Raw genomic sequence first — 18,617 nt, 5'->3', positions numbered from 1 at the left:
TGCTGATACACCAAAATAAACGATGTTATATCGGGAATTGAATACAGTTGGCGGTTATCTTTCCCCCGCCTGCGGCGGGGGGAAAGATAACATCAACTCAGTTTTTCCTCATTGATAAAGGTATTTTGCAGTGGTGTGCTAAAGGGATAGTCATATAAAGATATGGGAGATAGATATGAAACTCGGTAAAACAGCAGCATTCATCACGGCACTGACGATCGCGGCGCTCTCTTTGACAGGGTGCGTGGAAGATAAAAAGCCCGCAGGCAGTCAGGCAAATACAGAAAACAAAACTGACAGCAGCGAGAGTTCAGCATATGACTTCGAGATCAAAGACCATCAGATAGAAGTAGATGGCAGGAAATATCAGGTGTTCGACAAGCAGGTGCGCTTCAACTATAAAGATACACCATATGAAGAATGGCTCAGCTATGTCAGCCCATACGATGAATACGTGCCGATGATGCTCGGCAGTGATGACGATGCAGAAAATGACAATATATTCATACGCGAACAGACCGTTGCTTTAGCCATAAGATATGCCTACGAACACGGCATCGAGGAAATAGAATTCCCTGTGGAATACGGTGATGCCGAGATATACTACGGCTGGGAATATGCGGGGCTGTGCTGTCCCAATATCCCTCTGGCGACAGGCAGCTGCGATGTAAAGCTGACTGAGGAAGGCTATTACAGGGTACATATCGCTGATTCGGTACTTAAGGCAGCTTCGCACACCGAAGAAACACTGGCTGCCGCAAAAGAGGTAGTTGACAGCATGCCTGAGGACTGTGTTACTGATGCTGACAAGGCGTACTACCTGTATGACTGGGTATGCAAAAATGTTGCATATGACAGTTTTCATGCTGACAGCACAATAAACGTAAACAATGAGCCACAGTCAGCATACGGCGCACTGGTAAAAAAGCGTGCTGTATGCGATGGAATAGCCTGCGCAGTTCAACTGCTGTTCAACATGGCAGACATCGAATGCGGAAAAGTATATGTTTATGCCACAGACCAAGATGACGATACGGCACATGTATGGAATTATGCAAAGATAGACGATGAAATATGGGATTTTGATGCCACATGGGATATCGAAAGATACTATGAAAACGAAAACGATACTGTAACAGAGGGCGAAACTGACGGAATGTATGAATGGTTCGGGGCTGACCGCTGTGCAAGAAGCAATGAATTTGACATGGCTGACGACTGTCTGTTCGGCATACCGACCACGAACACAGGATACACCGAGAACTCCCCTGCATTGAAAGTATTCGACTATGTGACAACTATAGATATGGAAAACGAAAAGGTGATAACATTCCACAACGGCAAACAGACAGATGAACCGGATATCGAAGAGTTGAGAAAGTGTCTTGAAGAGAAAGGCAGAGTTACGATGAAATATGACAATGAGTTGGTCATGCTGACAGATTTTTCGTTTATAGAAAAAGCCGACCCGATCTTTGAGGGCATCGATAACGATGACCTTATCGAAGAACTCAATGTTTATGCCAAATACATGATTTTATCGAAATAACAGCTTTTCCGTGAACAACGATACTATGAAAGGAACACTACAATGAAATGTCCATATTGCGAAAAAGAGATGAAAAAAGGCGTTTTATCAGGAGATGGCGGAACGAAAGTGAGATGGAAAGAGGGGAATAAAAAAGCCGATATATGGGATGCGTTATCATTTCAGTGTGAAGTAACAGCGATAAGATACAGCTTTTTCGGTTTCACGGCGGAAGCTTGGTTCTGTCACGATTGCAATAAAATGATAATTGAAACAGATGTGGTGAAATAAAACCATCTGCCTGCAAACAAGACCCGCACTCAACAAATGAGTGCGGGTCAAATTATTATAAATATTCCGTATCAGCTTCCACCGCACGCCCCTCTTTCAGTGAGCGCTGAACATCAATAAACCGCTGGTTGCTGCTGCCGCGAAATTTAAGTTCCAGAGAACGTTTGTTCTCTTCATACCTGCCGTCAACAAGATAGTCGAGCAGACTGAGAAGTTCTTTGCAGTCAGGATCAGTTTCAGATCTTTTCATCAGCTGTTCAAACGTATAGCCGGTATAGCTGATGATCCCCAGCTTTCTTTCATTAAAGCTGCGTATCTTTTTGGCAAGACAGACCAGTGGCTTACACTGACAGAAAGGTTCGCCGCCGCTGAAAGTCACGCCGTCAAGCAAAGGGTCTTTGATTATCTGCTCAAAAATGCGGTCGGTGTCATCAAGTCTGCCGCCGTCAGGATCATGCGTCTGAGGGTTATGGCAACCCTTACAGTTATGGGGACAGCCCTGAGTGAAAATAGTATACCGAAAGCCCGGACCGTCAACGATAGACTCTTCCGCCAGCCCTGCTATCCTTATTTCCATAGTACACCTCCAAAGGTGAAAACTATCTCCTGTACAACAAGTTGGACAGGAGATAATGTCAGTTATTCTTCTTTTTTATCAGCCGCAGAGCATTCCACCTTGATACGAGGTATCCTCTCTTTGGCAGACTTGCGGTGTTCGGCTTCGGTCCTGCCGCATCTTGGGCAGCGGTCACCGATTATGCCTGTGTATCCGCACTCCGGATCGCGGTCAACGGGGTGATTGATAGAACCGTAACCTATACCGACCTCTTTCATATATCTTACGACCTTCTCAAAGGCGCTGAGGTTATTGAGCGGGTCACCGTCAAGTTCGACATAGCTGATATGACCTGCGTTGGTAAGTTCATGATACGGTGCTTCGATAGCCAGCTTTTCAAAAGCATTTATCTTGTAGTAAACAGGTACATGGAAGGAGTTGGTATAATAATCCCTGTCGGTAACACCCGGAATATTACCGAATGCTTCTCTATCCATCTTGACAAATCTGCCCGAAAGACCCTCTGCAGGGGTAGCCAGAAGCGAGTAATTCATGCCTGTCGCCTCAGTTTCCTTATCCATGCGCTCACGCATATGTCTGATGATTTGCAGACCAAGTTCGCGCGACTCTTCACTTTCGCCATGATGCTTGCCTGTAAGCACCTTGAGGCACTCAGCAAGACCGATGAAACCGACCGAAAGTGTTCCGTGTTTGAGGACCTCACCGATGGTATCATTATAAGACAGCTTCTCGGAATCTATCCAAACGCCCTGACCCATCAGGAACGGGAAATTCTTGACCTTTTTGCTTGCCTGTATGCGATAGCGGTGCATAAGCTGGTCGATACAAAGCTGAAGTTCAGCATCAAGAAGCCTGTAAAATTCTTCGATGCTATAGTGTGCCTTTATACCCAGTCTGGGAAGGTTTATGGTAGTAAAGCTGAGGTTGCCTCTGCCTGTCACTATCTGTCTTTCGGGGTCGTAGGCGTTGCCGATGACTCTGGTACGGCAGCCCATGTAAGCTATCTCGGTATTGGGGTCGCCCTCTTTATAATACTGGAGATTATACGGAGCATCGATAAACGAAAAATTCGGGAACAGGCGCTTTGCGGATACGCGGCACGCCAGCTTGAAAAGGTCATAGTTGGGGTCAGATTGATTGAAGTTCACACCCTCTTTGACCTTGAAGATATGTATGGGAAAGATCGGAGTTTCGCCGTTGCCAAGACCCGCTTCCTCTGCCAGCAGGATATTCTTTATGACCATTCTGCCCTCAATAGAAGTGTCGGTGCCGTAGTTGATAGAACTGAACGGCGTCTGCGCACCTGCGCGGGAATTCATGGTATTGAGGTTATGCACCAGCGCCTCCATAGCCTGATAGGTAGCCCTGTCAGTTTCCTTGATGGCGTTTTTGAAAGCAAAATTCTGTATTTTCTTGACTACCTTTGCATCAGCGTAGGAAGAGAGCAGCTGAGCCTCTTCCTCCATATATCCGTTATCATTGGCAAGGGTCGGGACAAGCCCGCGCTTGCTGAGGAAATCGGCACATTTCTGGGCGATGTCGGGATTATCCGGAACATCAGCCAGCAGCGAAAGACCTCGTCTGATATTATCTCTGTAGCGATGGCGGAAAGTCTTCTTGACACCCTCAGCCATATCATAATCAAACTTCGGTATCGACTGACCGCCATGCTGGTCATTCTGGTTGGACTGGATCGCTATGCAGGCAAGCGCCGCATAGCTGGTGATATCGTTTGGTGTCCTCAGGTAGCCGTGACCTGTGGAGAAACCACCTGTGAACAGCTTTGTGAGGTCTATCTGGGTACAGGTCGTGGTAAGCGTATAGAAGTCCATATCATGGATATGGATATCACCGTTCTCGTGAGCCGCAGCATGCTCAGGTTCGAGCACATACATCTCATAGAACTCTTTAGCGCCGACCGAGCCGTATTTGAGCATGGTACCCATAGCGGTATCACCGTCGATATTGGCATTCTCGCGCTTAAGGTCACTGTCCTCAGCAGACTTGAAAGTAAGGTCTTCATAGACCTTCATAAGCCTTGTATCCATTTCACGCGCCTTTGTACGCATCGAACGATAGAGGATATAAGACTTGGCAGTGGCAGCATGCCCTTCTTCTATAAGGACTTTTTCAACACAGTCCTGAATCTCCTCAACGCTGGGGGTAATGACATTCTTCGCCATGAGCATATCAACGACTTTGCCCGATAGTTCGAGCGCAGTTTCGTAATCACTGCCTCCGACAGATTCAGCTGCCTTATAGATAGCCTGCGCTATCTTCTCTATATTAAAAGTAACTGTTCTTCCATCTCTCTTTTTTATTTTAACGATCATTGTGCTTCCTCCAGACTTTGCTTTTTAGACCACAACATCTTGTATTAAAAATGCGTCCGTATTCTAGTATATAGTATATTTCAGATAAAGTCAAGCGGGGTTACCGCCAAAATGAGCGCCTTATATTTGTTTATTTCGCACAATCCGGCAATTGGTTTCTTGTGCAAAACAATTACATTTTAATTAAAACATGGGGCATCTGATCTGCGGCATATTGGAATTATATGTTAATTAGCTAATATGACAAGTGAAATTGCTTGTCGGAACAAGGTTCGCGGAAGCCTGTTTTAAGGGAAAACAGACACACCACTATTCTGACAATAATATATCAAACAAAAAAGCAGGAGCAGAATTATTACAGAACTGTGACCAACAACTATGACAAGCACATCAACTTGTCATAGTGCCAATAAACAAAAATCCGCCCGCCAAACAAGCGAACGGAACATTTTACGACTGACTGCTGCTTTGATCGTGGGTGACGACAGGGACACCATACTCTTCTTCCAGCACATCTTCAAGAGTGGTATGCACCATGTAAGTCCCGAAAGATATCAGCATTATCAGCAGACCGATGACAAGTGCCAGAACAGGTCTGAACAGCTTGACCTTTTTCTTTTCACCACTCACTGAACACGCCTCCGCAACTCAAAGTATAATTATTATACACCATTTGAAATGATTTTGCAAGACCCCATGACAAATTATTCAAAAACTACCGTAAAAATCAGTGAACCAAAGCTATTTAGACAAATTTGTGCATCAATGTTTGTTTAAATTTACAAAATCACTATTGCAAATCGGATCGAGGGGGTGTATAATATGTTTTAAAGTAATGTTACACCCGCAATATAATGATGATACTTCGTTAGCCGAAGATTTCATCTGATAAATCAATACCGAAACTTTTATGAAATGAGGACAGATCATGTGTGGTATAGTAGGCTTTACTAACTCGATCACCAACGCTGATGATGTGCTGGGAAAGATGATGGACAGGATAAAGCATCGCGGACCCGATTCTGAGGGCAAATATATAGATGATAATATCGCTATGGGTTTCAGGCGGCTTTCAATAATCGACCTGAGCGATGTGGGCAGTCAGCCCATTTTCAATGAGGACAGGACGCTTGTGCTGACTTTCAACGGCGAGATATACAATTTTAAAGAACTGCGTGAACAATTAGTCAGGGCGGGACACCAATTCTACACCGCTACTGATTCCGAAGTGCTTATACACGGCTATGAAGAGTGGGGCGAAAGTCTTCTCGACAAGCTGAGAGGAATGTTTGCTTTTGTAATCTACAACACGGTTACGGGCGAACTGTTCGGCGCAAGAGATTTTTTCGGCATAAAGCCATTTTACTACGCCGAAATGGGCGGAACTTTTATGTGGGGGAGCGAGATAAAGAGTTTTCTTGACCACCCTGCATTCAAAAAAGAACTTAACACCGATGTACTGGAAACATATCTTACTTTCCAGTACTCCCCCACCGAAGACACTTTCTTTAAAGGTGTCAGGAAACTGCCTGCGGCACACTGCTTTACTTACAAGGACGGCAAACTGAAAGTACGCCGTTACTGGGAAGTAAAGTTCAACGCCGACAACTCGCCCGACCTTGAAGAATGGGTACAGAGGATATCAGATACCTTCAAAAATTCTGTTGATGCACACAAATTCGCTGATGTTGAGGTTGGTTCATTCCTTTCAAGCGGCGTAGATTCAAGCTATGTGGCGGCTGTTGCTGATGTTGACAAGACTTTCACCGTAGGTTTCGGTGAGGACGAAAAATACAACGAGATAGGCTATGCAAAGGAATTCTCAAAGTACATCGGCAAAGCGAATTACTCAAAGGTCATCACTCCCGAAGAATACTGGGACAATCTTAAAAAGATACAGTACCACATGGACGAACCGCTGGCTGACCCTGCGGCGATAGCGCTTTTCTTCGTATGCGGACTTGCGAGCGAACAGGTCAAGGCAGTGCTTTCGGGTGAGGGTGCCGATGAGATATTCGGCGGCTACAACATCTACCACAACCCGGATGACATGGCAGGTTATTTCAAACTTCCCCGCGCACTCAGAAAAGGTGTGGGCGCTGTGGCAGAAAAACTTCCCCACAAACACGGTGTCAATTATCTGATACGCGGTTCAAAAGACCTTGACGAGAGATTTATCGGCAACGCATATATCTTCTCGGAAAAAGAGCGTAAAGAGATACTCAGGATAAAGACAAACGCCCCTGATGCTATGGCTATAACAAAGCCTTTCTACGACAAAGTACGCGATCAGGATCAGGTGACACAGATGCAGTATCTCGACCTGCATCTGTGGATGACAGGCGATATTCTGCTTAAGGCAGACAAGATGTCGATGGCACATTCGCTGGAACTGAGAGTGCCGTTCCTTGACAGACGTGTGATGGAACTTGCACAGCAGATACCAAAAAAATACCGCGTCAACAAAGAGAATACCAAGTATGCCATGCGTATCGCGGCGCTGAAAGCATGTCCGCCGCAGACTGCCAACAAGAAAAAGCTGGGCTTCCCTGTACCCACAAGGGTATGGCTTAGGGAAGAAAAGTATTACAACATTGTCAAGAACAGCTTTACCTCACCTGTGGCAGAGAAATTCTTCAACACCAAAGCACTTGTTGAACTGCTTGATGCACACCGCGAAGAGAAATACGACTACTCACGCAAGATATGGACAGTTTTCACCTTCCTTATCTGGTATGATGTTTATTTCGGTGAGGGACTGAAAAACTGATTTTCTGAACTTTTCTGAACCGAATATATTTACGGGCAGACCTGTGCGGGTCTGCCCTTTTTGAAACTTCACACAATATGAACCTGCGCAGGAATCCATCTGCCGCCATTCCCAAAAACGAAAGCACCAGCCATGCCAGCGAATAGCGCAGGCAGATCTGACCGTCAAAATTGAAAGGCATACTGTGGTAATTCCAGATCTTCATGCCAAGATGACGGTTTAGTATCTCACCTGCCAGCAGTTCACCTGAGGTTATGAAAAACATTGATATGACAGCAGATGAAATGAGTCCGAGCCTGCCTGCGCGGCGCTCACCGTTAAGTTCGTGGATGACCACCATCGCAGCCGCCCCCAGCAGACCCATAGAGATATGGGAATAGCCGCGTTCGACCACCTCGACTGCACCGTAAGCCAGTGCACCGAAAGCAGCAACAGCAAACAGCTTCCAGAATCTTATCATTGCCGCACCCCCTGTCACACAGTAAAAGCATGGGCAGAAGATCAAGGATTTATGCAAATAAAAAAGGCGGGTAGTACCCGCCTTATCGGTATCAGATTATGTCATCTTCCTGATTTGGAATGTTCAGCTGCTTCTTGGGAATGCGCTTGATGGGGTCATAATCCCACTTCTTGCAGGCGTAATCGGCGTCTACAAGACCCTGCTTCTCACAAAGCACCTTATTACCCTCCTTAGAACGGTTACCGAACTTGCAGTATGAACATGAGGGAGTGATCTTGTTACCGAAGAAACTTTTTCTTGCCATTATCTATGCAACTCCTTTGCGAAAAAGATTGAAATTATATTGAGTTTCGATATTATTTACATTATAGCACACTCACTCTGAAAATACTAGAGTTTTCTTAAAATTCAGTAGAAAAATCATCAATATCAAACATATTGACGCAGCAAAATTGTTTATATTCAACAAAGACTTATTCACAGATATGGCAGAAACTGCCTTGTCTATCAGGTGCGGCTGAAGTATTTTGCAGAACACCGCTGACAGAACCGCTGCAAGAGGTCTTAGTTCAATAAAACTTAACAGGCTTAGTTCTTTGCTTTTAAGAGAAAACAGCTGTATCACGACACATATCCCGCCAAAGGAACACGCCGCGCATATGAGAGGCAGAAGTCCGTAAGGTGAACCGTTCAGTTCTGCAAGTGAGGTTATCTCGATGAATGACTTTACGATGGCGATACCGTTATTTGAAAGCCCGAAAATTCGCGATATCTCAGCAAAAAGTCCGCTTGCTTCCACAAGAGCCATGACTGCTGAAAAAAACACTACAGTCAGGCAGACAGCCGCCATAGATCTTCCTGCTGAGTTGATGGAACCAACCAGAAGAGAACATTTCTCAGACCTGTCTTTTCTGGGGGAAACATTCAGTTCAGAAAACCTGCACACTGCAAAAGCAAGACAGAGGTCTGCCAGAATAACAGACAGAAAAATGAGCACCCCCACCTGTCTGCTGCCGAAAACTGCAAGACCTATCGCACCGCTGTAGAAAGCAGGTCCTCCACAGTAGCAAAAGCTTGCGGCAAGTTTGGCAGAATGTGAGTCAAGTTCTCCACTGTCCAGCATGTCAGATACCAGCTTGACTCCGACAGGATATCCTGCTATAAAGCTGATGAGCATAGCTGCGAAGATACTTTCGGGCATCCTGAATATGTACCTTGAAACAAGGCTGAAAGGTTTTGCCAGAAGTGCCGCGCTGCCGCTTTCGGCAAGCATCGACGCAGCTGTCATAAATGCAAATAGCGATGGTATGAGAATATTAAGACAGCGCATGACAGCTTCTCTGACAGCGGCAGAAACTTCGGCGGGGTAAATGGCGAGTCCTGCGGTAAGGACTGTCAGTACTGTACACAACACAAGCGAACGTAAATATTTCATGGTCATTCCTCCCAAGACAAGTATATGCGGAGCAAAGCTGCAATATAATATACTTGTGAGGAGGGATATCGATCATGGGAAAGACTCCTGATATTAGTTTTTTTGGCAAAACGCGCGAACTGCTCTGCCTGAGTTCATACATAAAAATAGTTGATAACAGTTCGGCGCTGGTGGAAAATTGCAGGCAGATATCTGAATGCACAGAGGTCTGTGTGCGGCTGCTGACAGGCAGCTTTGAGATAGAATTCTGGGGCAGCGGGCTGAGTCTGAGTTCATATGCTGAGGGTTGTGTGGAAGTAAGGGGGCTGATAGAACAGGTCAGACTGGTATCGCGCGGTGTAAGGAGGCGGGATAATGACTCTGGGAAGCATTGAGTATGTCATCACCGGCGACAGCTTTGCAAAGCTGTTCCGTATGCTTACACGCGAGGGTCTTGTATACAGTGATATGAAACAGCTTTCGGGCGAGATCAGGATATGCGTTTCACTTGAATACTGCCTGCGATTCGAGCGCTGCTGCAAAGCTGCGGGATATCAGCCAAAGCGTACGGGCGTGCGCGGGATACTCCGCTTTTACAAAAAGCTGACCAAGCATCCGGGGATCATCTTCGGGACGATACTTTCAGCCCTGCTTATAGGATATTACTCGAACGTGATACTGCGCATAGACATAGACACCACTGACACTGCCCTGCGGGACAGGATAACTGATGTACTGAAGGAAGACGGTTTCACTGCCGGTGCTTATATACCCGAACTCGACCTTGTGCTTGAAGAACGATCGCTCAAACAGAAGATAGATGAAGCCGCATGGATAGGCATTTCGCGTACCGGTGCGGGGATATCGGTAGATGTAATAGAAGCTGTTGAGGCTGAAAAAGGGTTCAATGTGGGTATGCCATGCCATCTGGTGGCATGTGAGGACGGTGTTATCGAAGAGGTCGAACTGCTGGACGGTCAGTTGATGAAATGTATAGGCAGCGGTGTCACAAAGGGAGATATCGTGGTCAGCGGTAAGATAGTCAGCGAAAATTCCGAGTGGTCAGCCGACGGTGAACATGTCACAAGAAAGACAAGATATGTGAGAAGCATCGGCAAAGTGCGCGGCAGTTTCACACGAACTGTTGAGTTTGAACAGCCTTTTGATACAGAAGTAAAGTCGCTGACAGGAACAGAGAAAAAACTGCACTTCATCAACATTTTCAGCGCACAGATACCGATGTTTGCAAAAGTCCCCGATGGTTGGTACGAAACTGAGTATGAAAAGCAGGATTTTCCCGAGATAGGCGGATTCAGACTGCCTTTCGGTCACACCGAGATATGTCTTCGGGAATTTGATATGCGCAGTCAGCTGCTTAATGAAGAAGAAGCCTTTGCGCTTGCTGAGAAGTCAGCATACCGATATGAGCAGAATTTCCTAAAAAATTATGAACTAAAAAACAAGAATTGCCGCAAAGAGGTAAATAAAGACAGTGTAAGACTGACCGTGACCTACGAACTATACGGAGAAATCTGCAAAGAGAGCGACTTTTTCATACCCGCATACATACTTCCAACAGATGAAAATAGCCAAGAAAAAAAATGTGCAAGATAGTGAAAATAATTGATTTTTTTTGTTGCATTTACTTAAAAAATGTGGTATAATGATTTATGATAAAATGCTAAACTGAGCGGAGTGTAAATAAATGGCAGAAAAAACGATAACTGTTGACAGCATGGACACTATGCTGAGTCTTTTCGGCAGCTACGATGAAAATGTCAACCTGATACAAAGGGAATACAATGTCGTGGTGCTGGGGCGCGGAGAAGATATCAAAGTCACGGGGGACGAGCAGGGCGTGTTCAACGCATGTGAAGCCATCAACGGACTGATAACAATGATAAACAAAGGCGAAAAGCTGTCCGAACAGACCATCAGGTATGTTTTTGCTCTGGTGCGTGAGGGCAGACAGTATGAACTGCAAAACCTCAGTGATGACGGCATATGTGTCACCATAACAGGTAAAGTAATCAAACCGAAAACACTGGGTCAGAAAAGATATGTGGACTTTATCCGCAAAAACACCATCGTGCTCGGCATCGGTCCTGCCGGTACAGGCAAGACTTATCTTGCGGTGGCGATGGCTGTAAAGGCTTTCAAAGCACATGAGGTCGAGAAGATAATACTGACAAGACCTGCGGTGGAAGCAGGCGAAAAACTGGGCTTTCTGCCCGGTGACCTGCAAAACAAGGTAGACCCTTACCTCAGACCGCTGTATGATGCACTGTTTGAGATGCTGGGACCTGAGTCCTTTGCAAGACAGCAGGAACGCGGGTGCATCGAAGTAGCGCCGCTGGCTTATATGCGCGGTCGTACCCTCGACAACGCATTCATAATACTCGATGAAGCGCAAAACACAACAAATGAGCAGATGAAGATGTTCCTGACAAGACTTGGCTTCAATTCTAAGATAGTCATAACAGGTGATATCACACAGATAGACCTGCCTGACAACAGGCGCTCAGGTCTTATACAAGCGATGAACGTTCTCAAAGATGTTGAGGACATCAAGATAAACAGATTTTCGGACAAAGATGTTGTCCGCCACAAACTCGTGCAGGATATAATCCTGGCATACGAAAAATACTCGAAAAGGAATGGAAAAAACAATGGGCAAAGTTAAAGTTTTAATTTCTAATGAGCAGACTGAGGTCAAGATACCTGTAGGGATAAGAATGCTGGTAAGGCGCTGCTGCCATGCTGTGCTGGAATATGAGAGTTTCGGCAACGATGCTGAGGTATCGGTATCTTTCGTAAATGACAGCCAGATACACGAGTTGAACAAAGAACACCGCAATATCGACCGCTCTACAGATGTACTGAGTTTTCCTCTGGGTGAGGACGGCGTATATGATATCAATTACGAAACAGGTGCTTCTCTGCTGGGCGACATAGTCATCAGCCTTGAAACTGCCACAAAACAAGCACAGGTGTACGGTCATTCTCTGGAGCGTGAAGTCGGTTTCCTGACTGTTCACTCGATGCTGCACCTGCTGGGTTACGACCATGAAGAAAGCAGTTTGCAGGAGAGGATAATGCGTGAAAAGGAAGAAGCTATCCTTGAACAGCTGGGCATCTCGCGTGATGAGACTTTTGTTGAGGAGCATGAGCATAAAGAATAGCCTGAAAAAATTCGGAAAAGGCTTCGGCTATGCTTTCAGCGGTCTATGGCGGTGCATACGCACACAACGCAACATGCGTTTCCACATCGGGGCTGCGGGTGCTGTGGCGGCACTGGCTGCGATATGCAGCGTCAGCCGCAGTGAAGCGCTGGCGCTTATGCTGACAGTGGGCGGAGTTCTGGCGCTGGAAACTGTCAACACAGCGATAGAATATACCGTTGACCTGGCATGCAAAGGCGAACGCTCGGAGAAAGCCGGTGCAGCAAAAGACTGCGCGGCCGGAGCGGTACTGGTGTTCTGCTTTGGTGCTGTAGGCGTGGCATGCGCGGTCTTTCTGACTAGGATAAACGAGATATTCGCTTATTTTGCAGACAAGCCTGCGGCTGTCATCGCGGCGGCGGTCTATGCGGCATTGTGGTTTTGTTGGGTGTTCGTCTGCTTTAACGGAGAAAAGTGAAATGAAAGAACTGGAACTAAGCCTGAACGATAATGAGTGGGCACTCGACTACATCGACCATGACAGAATTATCGCACGAGCGATAGTTTTTGATGACGATGGCATGCTGTATTTTGTAAGGGCAGAACGAGATGATGAATTCGGAAAAGCTGCGCTTATAGAAACTTCGGGCGGCGGTGTAGAAGAAGGCGAGAGCCTTGAAACGGCAATATTGCGCGAACTCCGCGAGGAATTGGGCGCTCAGGCAGAGGTCGTTTGCAGGCTGGGCGTTGTGAGCGACTACTATAATCTCATACACCGACACAATATCAATAACTATTTCCTGTGCAGGGCTGTCAGCTTTGGCGAAAGAATGCTGACTGCGGAAGAGACCAACGATTTTCACCTTTCGATCCTGCGGCTCACTTTTGATGAAGCGGAAGCGGAGTATGAAAGATGCAGATGCTCAAAGGTGGGCAGGCTTATCGCTGAAAGAGAAGTCCCTGTGCTGAAACTGGCGAGGAAAATATCCGAAAATGAAAGTACTTAAAAGGATAGGCTTATGTGTGCTGATGCTGCCATTCGTTCTCGTTTGCCTTTATATTATTATCGAGATAGTCGGAGCATGCGTTAATCATATCAGCACAGGCAGGCAGACATCAGATCTGAAACGTACCCTGACAACAGTGGTGACAGATGCCGAAATAACTGACGAATACTCGTGGACAGGAAATACGGGAAACGGAAACCATGTTGACTGCGTTTCTGAGGTCACATTTTCGTCAGGGCTTGATGAGAATGACATTGAAAAGGCTTTAAAGCAAAATTATGATAGCTTTCAGCTGACTGTCAAAGAAAACGGCGACTATATGCTCAGGGTCGTGACTTTAGCACCTTTTTGGGATAATATCGAGGGACACTGAATGAAGATAATCAAGGCAGCGATAGATGATTTTGAAACTGTAAAACTGATAACACACGAAACTATCAAAGAGATATACCCCCACTACTACCCAAAAGGTGCAGTCGAATTTTTCCTGAAACATCACTGTGATGAAGCTATCATGGGCGACATCGCGTGCGGCAGATGCTTTCTTGCAGTAAATGAAAATGATGCCGCGTTAGGAACGGTGACTGTCAGCGAAGACGAGATAGACAGGCTGTTCGTACTTCCGAAATATCAGGGAATGGGCTGCGGGAGAGCGCTTCTGGACTTTGCAGAGGATATGATAAGCCGAAGCTATGATGAGGCAAAGCTATGCGTGTCGCTGGCGGCAAAGTCTATATATTTGAAAAGAGGGTACAAAGCGGTCGGCTATGAAGTCGTCTTATGTGACGGCGGCGACCGCTTGTGCTATGACATAATGACTAAGGGAGTAAAGGATATTTAAAATGACAAGAAATATTTTTGTTACAATAGCGGGCAGAGCAAATGCAGGCAAATCTTCTCTGCTGAATGCACTTGTGGGAGAGAAGATAGCTGCTGTCAGCGACAAACCTCAGACCACCCGCACCAAAATAACAGGTGTGCTGACAAAGGGTGAAACTCAGTTTGTTTTTATGGACACACCGGGTATGCACAAAGCTAAAAACAAACTTAGCGAACATATGGTGAACACTGTCAATGAGACCATTGCGGGCGTTGACATGATAATACTTATGTGCGACTGCACCAAGAAGATATCAGACAACGAAAAAAGCCTGATACAGAGTTTCAAAGGCGGCAGGAGCAAAGTGATACTGGCGCTTAACAAGATAGATCTTTTGGATAACAAGGAAGATGTCATCGCTAAACTGGCGGAATATTCGGCGCTGTATGATTTTGAAGAAGTCGTGCCGATAAGCGTTGCCGAAAATGACGGGCTTGATATCATCATGGATATACTCGAAAAGAATGCCGCTGAAGGTCCGCACTTCTTCCCCGACGACAAGTTCACAGATCAACCCGAAAAAGTGATAATGGCTGAGATGATACGCGAAAAGGCTCTGAAAAACCTGAACGATGAAGTGCCTCACGGTGTTGCTGTCACCATTGAACAGCTGGGTGAACGCGAGGACAGGAACGGCGAAGCCATACTCGATATCACAGCCACCATCTACTGCGAGAGGGAGTCCCACAAGGGCATAATCATAGGCAAAGGCGGCAATATGCTTAGAAAGATAGGACAGGACGCAAGAGCCGATCTGGAGGAGTTTTTCCAAATAAAAGTCAATTTGCAGTGCTGGGTCAAGGTAAAAGAAGGATGGCGTAACCGCGAAGGCATGATAAAGAATTTCGGACTTTCATAATGTATAAAAAGTGTGCTGTTGCAGATAATATCCTCAAAGGATGGTGGTCTGCATGGAACTGTGGGAGAAATTCTGTAAAAGCGGCAGGATAGAAGATTATCTTGCTTACGCAAAAGCTGAAAGGAATGGTGAAGATGACGACAGTAAAAGGTCTGGTGCTGAAAGAGATCGACAGCGGTGAATCAAGCAAGTCGATATGCGTGCTGACAGCCGAACTGGGCGTTATCTACATTTACGTGCGCGGCGGACGCAAGAGCGGCAAGACCGCTTCATCAACGCAGGCACTCAGCTATTCGACTTTATGCTTTGAAGAAAAAAGAAACGCAAAGGGACAGGTCAGCCGCTATCTCAACAGCAGCGAGCCTGTCAAGCTGTTTTATAATATAAGGCTGGATGCGAAAAAAGTTGCGCTGGCGGCATATTTTTCCGAAATGCTGATATACTGCGGAACTGAGGGTGAAGACCACACTGAGGTGCTCAGACTGGCGCTGAACAGTCTGCATTTTCTGAATGAAGATAAAATGGATCCCGAACTTCTTAAATGCGTATTTGAGTTCAGGCTGCTTTGCGAGATAGGGCTAAGACCCGGTTTAGTTGGCTGTGCAAATTGCTTTAGTTACGAGAGCGAACCGATGTATTTTGACTTTGACCGTAATTGCCTTGAATGTGCTGACTGTTGTCAAGATGCCGAAAACCGTGGGCTTATGGCGCTGGATAAGACCATGCTGTATTTGGTGAGGTTCATAGCGCTGACCGACTACGAGAGGCTTTTCTATTTCAAGATCAGTGACAGATATCTGGAAAAACTGAACTTTTTCACAGAAAGGTTCATAGCCTGCCATTTCAAACACAGGTTCAGCACACTGGAATTCTATAAGATGATGAAATAAGTGAGGAAACATACATAAATATGAATACAGATAATTTAAACTGCGATATACTGGAACTTGACAAGGTGTTGGAAATGCTTTCGGCACTGTGTTCAAGCAAGGACAGCCGCGCTGCTGCACTGGCTGTCACGCCGTCAGATGACCTTTACACGGTAAAGACTGAGGTCGGAAAGACGGCAAGTGCGCTGGAGATGTCCATAAAATACGGCACTCCCGGATTTTACAGCATAAATAACGTTTCTGCCAGTCTTAACAGGGCAAAAGCGGGAGGTACGCTCTCACTGGGGGAACTGCTGGAGATAAAGAAAGTTCTTGGACAGACCAACGAACTTACACGCTGGTTTGAACAGGCTGAGGACAAAAGCACTCCCCTTTCATACCTGTTTGAACAGCTTTTCCCGAACAAGTCACTGTGGCAGAGATTGGAAACTGCCATTCTTGACAGCGAGAACCTTTCTGACGATGCCAGCCCCGAACTTCGTTCTATAAGGAACAAGATAGCAAAGGCAGGTCTGAAAATACGCGAAACTCTTGATAAGATGATAAAGTCGCCGTCAACTCAGAAGTATTTGCAGGAGTCGATAGTCACAATGCGTGACGGGCGCTTCGTTGTGCCTGTAAAGACTGAGTTCAAGGGGAATGTGGGCGGTCTGGTACATGGCACTTCCGCAACAGGTTCAACGCTGTTCATAGAACCTATATCGGTCGTTGAAGCAAACAACGATATACGCATACTACAAGGAAAAGAACAGGACGAGATACACCGCATACTGACTGAATTCTCGAAAGAATGTGCTATGATGCAGCCGCAGATAGAATCAAGCTATGATGCGGCGGTGAAACTTGACCTGTACTTTGCAAAGGCAAATCTCGGTGCGAAGATGAGGGCTGTCAACCCCGAAATATCTGATGACGGCGTTATCGTGCTGAACAAGGCGCGTCACCCGCTGATAGATGAAAACAAGGTAGTGCCGATAAATTTCAGTTCAGGCGAAAGCTACAACGTGCTGGTCATAACAGGTCCCAACACGGGCGGTAAGACTGTCACGCTGAAAACAGTTGGTCTGCTGACACTGATGACCATGTGCGGTCTGCTGATACCCGCATCTGACGGGTGCAGGATATCTGTATACAAGAAGATACTTGCCGATATAGGTGACAGACAATCGATAGAGCAGAGTCTTTCCACATTCTCTTCGCACATGGGCAATGTAAGAGAGATACTTGAAAAGGCTGACAGCGAGAGTCTTGTGCTGATAGACGAGTTGGGTTCGGGCACTGACCCTGTTGAGGGTGCGGCGCTGGCTGTTTCGATAATAGAGCGGCTCAGGCAGTTCGGTGCAACTGTAGTGACCACTACTCACTATCAGGAAATAAAGCTGTACGCTCTTGATACCGACGGTGTGGAGAACGCTTCCTGTGAGTTTGATGTTGAAACGATGAAGCCAACCTACAAGCTGGTGATAGGTTCACCCGGTAAGTCTAACGCTTTTGCCATCTCGAAAAATCTGGGTATCGACGATGATATAATCGCTTATGCGGAGGGTCTTATCTCAGAGGACAACAGGCGCTTTGAAACGATTATCGACAATCTTGAAAGGGCACGCATACAGCTGGAAGAGAACAACAGGCTTGCCGAAAAGTACCGTGCAGAAGCAGAAAAGCTGAGAAATGAACTTGAAGAACAGCGCAAAAAGTTCTACGATGAAAAGGAGAACGAACTTGAAAAAGCAAGGCGTCAGGCGAGCGACATAGTAAACCGCGTACAGCGCGAATCTCAGGCATTGGTGGACGAACTCGACCAACTCCGCAAAGAAAAGGAGAAAAGTGGATTCACCCAGAAAGCCATTGACGCAAGGCATAAGCAGAAGTCAACGATGAACAAGCTGTACAAGGAAGCCAATCCCGTTTCCGAGCAGGCAGATGATGATTATGTTCTGCCAAGACCGCTGAAAAAGGGTGACACGGTGCTGATAACCGACACAAAGCGCAACGGCATAGTTGTCACACCGCCCGATGACAAGGGCATGTGCTTCGTGCAGGCAGGCATCATGAAGACCAAGATAGATGTAAAAAAGCTGAGGCTTGTTGAGAAGAAACAGCCTGTCAAGACACCTCAGCCACAGAAGAAAAAGCCGAGAGGCGTTTCGACAAAAGGTGTTGAGAACCGCATGACAAGGCGCTTCTCCACCGAGCTTGACATACGTGGCTACGCCAGCGACGAGGGTGTACACGAGATGGACAGCTTCATCGACAACTGCGTAATGTCGGGTGTCAGCATGGTAACTGTTATACACGGTATAGGCACAGGCGTGCTGAAAAACGCCATCAGGAACCATCTGCGCAGACACCCGTCAGTAAAGTCATTCAGACCGGGTGTTTACGGTGAGGGCGAAGACGGCGTAACTGTCATAGAACTGAAGTAAAAAAAACGTTCCGTACCATAT

General features: G+C 46.3%; 20 protein-coding genes. 14 read left to right on the top strand and 6 right to left on the bottom strand.

Going from position 1 to position 18,617, the window contains the following annotated elements; translation table 11 throughout:
- Positions 1-175: 175 nt before the first annotated feature.
- Both CUS_RS18155 and CUS_RS18150 read left to right on the top strand, forming a co-directional pair.
- Positions 176-1,549, top strand: coding sequence for a transglutaminase domain-containing protein (locus tag CUS_RS18155; RefSeq protein WP_002853582.1), 1,374 nt, complete (start codon positions 176-178; stop codon positions 1,547-1,549).
- Between the two features lie 42 nt (positions 1,550-1,591).
- Positions 1,592-1,819 carry a PF20097 family protein gene (locus CUS_RS18150; protein ID WP_002853510.1) on the top strand — a complete coding sequence of 76 codons (228 nt, stop codon included), beginning with the start codon at positions 1,592-1,594 and terminating at the stop codon, positions 1,817-1,819.
- Positions 1,820-1,874: 55 nt separating this feature from the next.
- Here the strand turns inward: CUS_RS18150 and nrdG are convergent, their stop codons facing one another.
- The 3 genes from nrdG to CUS_RS18135 form a co-directional block, all read right to left on the bottom strand.
- Positions 1,875-2,396 (bottom strand): anaerobic ribonucleoside-triphosphate reductase activating protein, encoded by a 522-nt coding sequence (gene nrdG, locus CUS_RS18145; protein ID WP_002853545.1) that lies wholly within the window; start codon positions 2,394-2,396, stop codon positions 1,875-1,877.
- 62 nt (positions 2,397-2,458) lie between these two features.
- On the bottom strand, positions 2,459-4,729 hold the full coding sequence (locus CUS_RS18140) for an anaerobic ribonucleoside triphosphate reductase (RefSeq protein WP_002853552.1): 2,271 nt from the start codon (positions 4,727-4,729) through the stop codon (positions 2,459-2,461).
- 450 nt (positions 4,730-5,179) lie between these two features.
- Positions 5,180-5,359 carry a hypothetical protein gene (locus tag CUS_RS18135; protein WP_002853509.1) on the bottom strand — a complete coding sequence of 60 codons (180 nt, stop codon included), beginning with the start codon at positions 5,357-5,359 and terminating at the stop codon, positions 5,180-5,182.
- Positions 5,360-5,657: 298 nt separating this feature from the next.
- Here CUS_RS18135 and asnB point away from each other — a divergent pair, with 298 nt between their 5' ends.
- Positions 5,658-7,499: an asparagine synthase (glutamine-hydrolyzing) gene (gene asnB, locus CUS_RS18130; RefSeq protein ID WP_002853548.1), complete on the top strand. Its 1,842-nt coding sequence runs from the start codon at positions 5,658-5,660 to the stop codon at positions 7,497-7,499.
- Here asnB and CUS_RS18125 read toward each other — a convergent pair.
- From CUS_RS18125 to CUS_RS18115, 3 genes are all read right to left on the bottom strand, one after another.
- Entirely contained in the window at positions 7,456-7,959 is a 504-nt protein-coding gene (locus tag CUS_RS18125; protein ID WP_002853507.1) for a putative ABC transporter permease, read from the bottom strand. The two genes, asnB and CUS_RS18125, sit on opposite strands and share 44 nt — an antisense overlap.
- Positions 7,960-8,050: 91 nt before the next feature.
- Complete coding sequence (locus CUS_RS18120; protein WP_002853528.1) at positions 8,051-8,263, bottom strand: hypothetical protein; 213 nt, start codon at positions 8,261-8,263, stop codon at positions 8,051-8,053.
- A gap of 72 nt (positions 8,264-8,335) precedes the next feature.
- On the bottom strand, positions 8,336-9,394 hold the full coding sequence (locus tag CUS_RS18115; RefSeq protein WP_002853578.1) for a hypothetical protein: 1,059 nt from the start codon (positions 9,392-9,394) through the stop codon (positions 8,336-8,338).
- Between the two features lie 74 nt (positions 9,395-9,468).
- Between CUS_RS18115 and CUS_RS18110 the strand changes: the two genes are divergently transcribed.
- The 11 genes from CUS_RS18110 to CUS_RS18060 all read left to right on the top strand — a co-directional run bounded on the left by CUS_RS18110 (position 9,469) and on the right by CUS_RS18060 (position 18,596).
- Entirely contained in the window at positions 9,469-9,768 is a 300-nt protein-coding gene (locus CUS_RS18110; protein ID WP_002853579.1) for a YabP/YqfC family sporulation protein, read from the top strand.
- Positions 9,749-10,987: a sporulation protein YqfD gene (locus tag CUS_RS18105; protein WP_002853526.1), complete on the top strand. Its 1,239-nt coding sequence runs from the start codon at positions 9,749-9,751 to the stop codon at positions 10,985-10,987. Before CUS_RS18110 ends, CUS_RS18105 begins: the two co-directional genes overlap by 20 nt.
- Before the next feature lie 91 nt (positions 10,988-11,078).
- Positions 11,079-12,056, top strand: coding sequence for a PhoH family protein (locus CUS_RS18100; RefSeq protein ID WP_002853572.1), 978 nt, complete (start codon positions 11,079-11,081; stop codon positions 12,054-12,056).
- A complete protein-coding gene (gene ybeY / locus CUS_RS18095) occupies positions 12,043-12,555 on the top strand; it encodes an rRNA maturation RNase YbeY (RefSeq protein WP_002853570.1) in 513 nt (170 codons plus the stop codon). The genes CUS_RS18100 and ybeY overlap by 14 nt, the downstream gene beginning before the upstream one ends.
- A complete protein-coding gene (locus CUS_RS18090; RefSeq protein WP_002853539.1) occupies positions 12,539-13,012 on the top strand; it encodes a diacylglycerol kinase family protein in 474 nt (157 codons plus the stop codon). Before ybeY ends, CUS_RS18090 begins: the two co-directional genes overlap by 17 nt.
- Position 13,013: 1 nt before the next feature.
- Positions 13,014-13,541 (top strand): NUDIX domain-containing protein, encoded by a 528-nt coding sequence (locus CUS_RS18085; protein ID WP_002853559.1) that lies wholly within the window; start codon positions 13,014-13,016, stop codon positions 13,539-13,541.
- A complete protein-coding gene (locus CUS_RS18080) occupies positions 13,528-13,914 on the top strand; it encodes a hypothetical protein (RefSeq protein ID WP_002853502.1) in 387 nt (128 codons plus the stop codon). Before CUS_RS18085 ends, CUS_RS18080 begins: the two co-directional genes overlap by 14 nt.
- Positions 13,915-14,382, top strand: coding sequence for a GNAT family N-acetyltransferase (locus CUS_RS18075; RefSeq protein ID WP_002853547.1), 468 nt, complete (start codon positions 13,915-13,917; stop codon positions 14,380-14,382).
- 1 nt (position 14,383) lies between these two features.
- Complete coding sequence (era, locus tag CUS_RS18070; RefSeq protein ID WP_002853573.1) at positions 14,384-15,280, top strand: GTPase Era; 897 nt, start codon at positions 14,384-14,386, stop codon at positions 15,278-15,280.
- Positions 15,281-15,414: 134 nt separating this feature from the next.
- Entirely contained in the window at positions 15,415-16,170 is a 756-nt protein-coding gene (gene recO / locus CUS_RS18065) for a DNA repair protein RecO (RefSeq protein WP_002853581.1), read from the top strand.
- 20 nt (positions 16,171-16,190) lie between these two features.
- On the top strand, positions 16,191-18,596 hold the full coding sequence (locus CUS_RS18060; RefSeq protein ID WP_002853568.1) for an endonuclease MutS2: 2,406 nt from the start codon (positions 16,191-16,193) through the stop codon (positions 18,594-18,596).
- Positions 18,597-18,617: the final 21 nt, after the last annotated feature.

It is taken from the genome of Hominimerdicola alba 8 (assembly GCF_000178155.2).
GTDB classification, from domain to species: Bacteria; Bacillota; Clostridia; order Oscillospirales; family Ruminococcaceae; genus Hominimerdicola; species Hominimerdicola alba_C.
The sequence above is the reverse complement of the archived record's forward strand: the minus strand, read 5'-3'. Positions and strand labels throughout refer to the sequence as shown.

Coding starts and splice junctions, on each gene's coding strand:
- CUS_RS18125 (WP_002853507.1), bottom strand. CDS start 7,959: ATGATAAGATTCTGGAAGCTGTTTGCTGTTGCTGCTTTCGGTGCACTG.
- CUS_RS18140 (WP_002853552.1), bottom strand. CDS start 4,729: ATGATCGTTAAAATAAAAAAGAGAGATGGAAGAACAGTTACTTTTAAT.
- CUS_RS18085 (WP_002853559.1), top strand. CDS start 13,014: ATGAAAGAACTGGAACTAAGCCTGAACGATAATGAGTGGGCACTCGAC.
- CUS_RS18110 (WP_002853579.1), top strand. CDS start 9,469: ATGGGAAAGACTCCTGATATTAGTTTTTTTGGCAAAACGCGCGAACTG.
- CUS_RS18150 (WP_002853510.1), top strand. CDS start 1,592: ATGAAATGTCCATATTGCGAAAAAGAGATGAAAAAAGGCGTTTTATCA.
- CUS_RS18075 (WP_002853547.1), top strand. CDS start 13,915: ATGAAGATAATCAAGGCAGCGATAGATGATTTTGAAACTGTAAAACTG.
- recO (WP_002853581.1), top strand. CDS start 15,415: ATGACGACAGTAAAAGGTCTGGTGCTGAAAGAGATCGACAGCGGTGAA.
- nrdG (WP_002853545.1), bottom strand. CDS start 2,396: ATGGAAATAAGGATAGCAGGGCTGGCGGAAGAGTCTATCGTTGACGGT.
- CUS_RS18100 (WP_002853572.1), top strand. CDS start 11,079: ATGGCAGAAAAAACGATAACTGTTGACAGCATGGACACTATGCTGAGT.
- CUS_RS18090 (WP_002853539.1), top strand. CDS start 12,539: ATGAGCATAAAGAATAGCCTGAAAAAATTCGGAAAAGGCTTCGGCTAT.
- CUS_RS18080 (WP_002853502.1), top strand. CDS start 13,528: ATGAAAGTACTTAAAAGGATAGGCTTATGTGTGCTGATGCTGCCATTC.
- CUS_RS18115 (WP_002853578.1), bottom strand. CDS start 9,394: ATGAAATATTTACGTTCGCTTGTGTTGTGTACAGTACTGACAGTCCTT.
- CUS_RS18060 (WP_002853568.1), top strand. CDS start 16,191: ATGAATACAGATAATTTAAACTGCGATATACTGGAACTTGACAAGGTG.
- ybeY (WP_002853570.1), top strand. CDS start 12,043: ATGGGCAAAGTTAAAGTTTTAATTTCTAATGAGCAGACTGAGGTCAAG.
- era (WP_002853573.1), top strand. CDS start 14,384: ATGACAAGAAATATTTTTGTTACAATAGCGGGCAGAGCAAATGCAGGC.
- CUS_RS18155 (WP_002853582.1), top strand. CDS start 176: ATGAAACTCGGTAAAACAGCAGCATTCATCACGGCACTGACGATCGCG.
- CUS_RS18120 (WP_002853528.1), bottom strand. CDS start 8,263: ATGGCAAGAAAAAGTTTCTTCGGTAACAAGATCACTCCCTCATGTTCA.
- asnB (WP_002853548.1), top strand. CDS start 5,658: ATGTGTGGTATAGTAGGCTTTACTAACTCGATCACCAACGCTGATGAT.
- CUS_RS18105 (WP_002853526.1), top strand. CDS start 9,749: ATGACTCTGGGAAGCATTGAGTATGTCATCACCGGCGACAGCTTTGCA.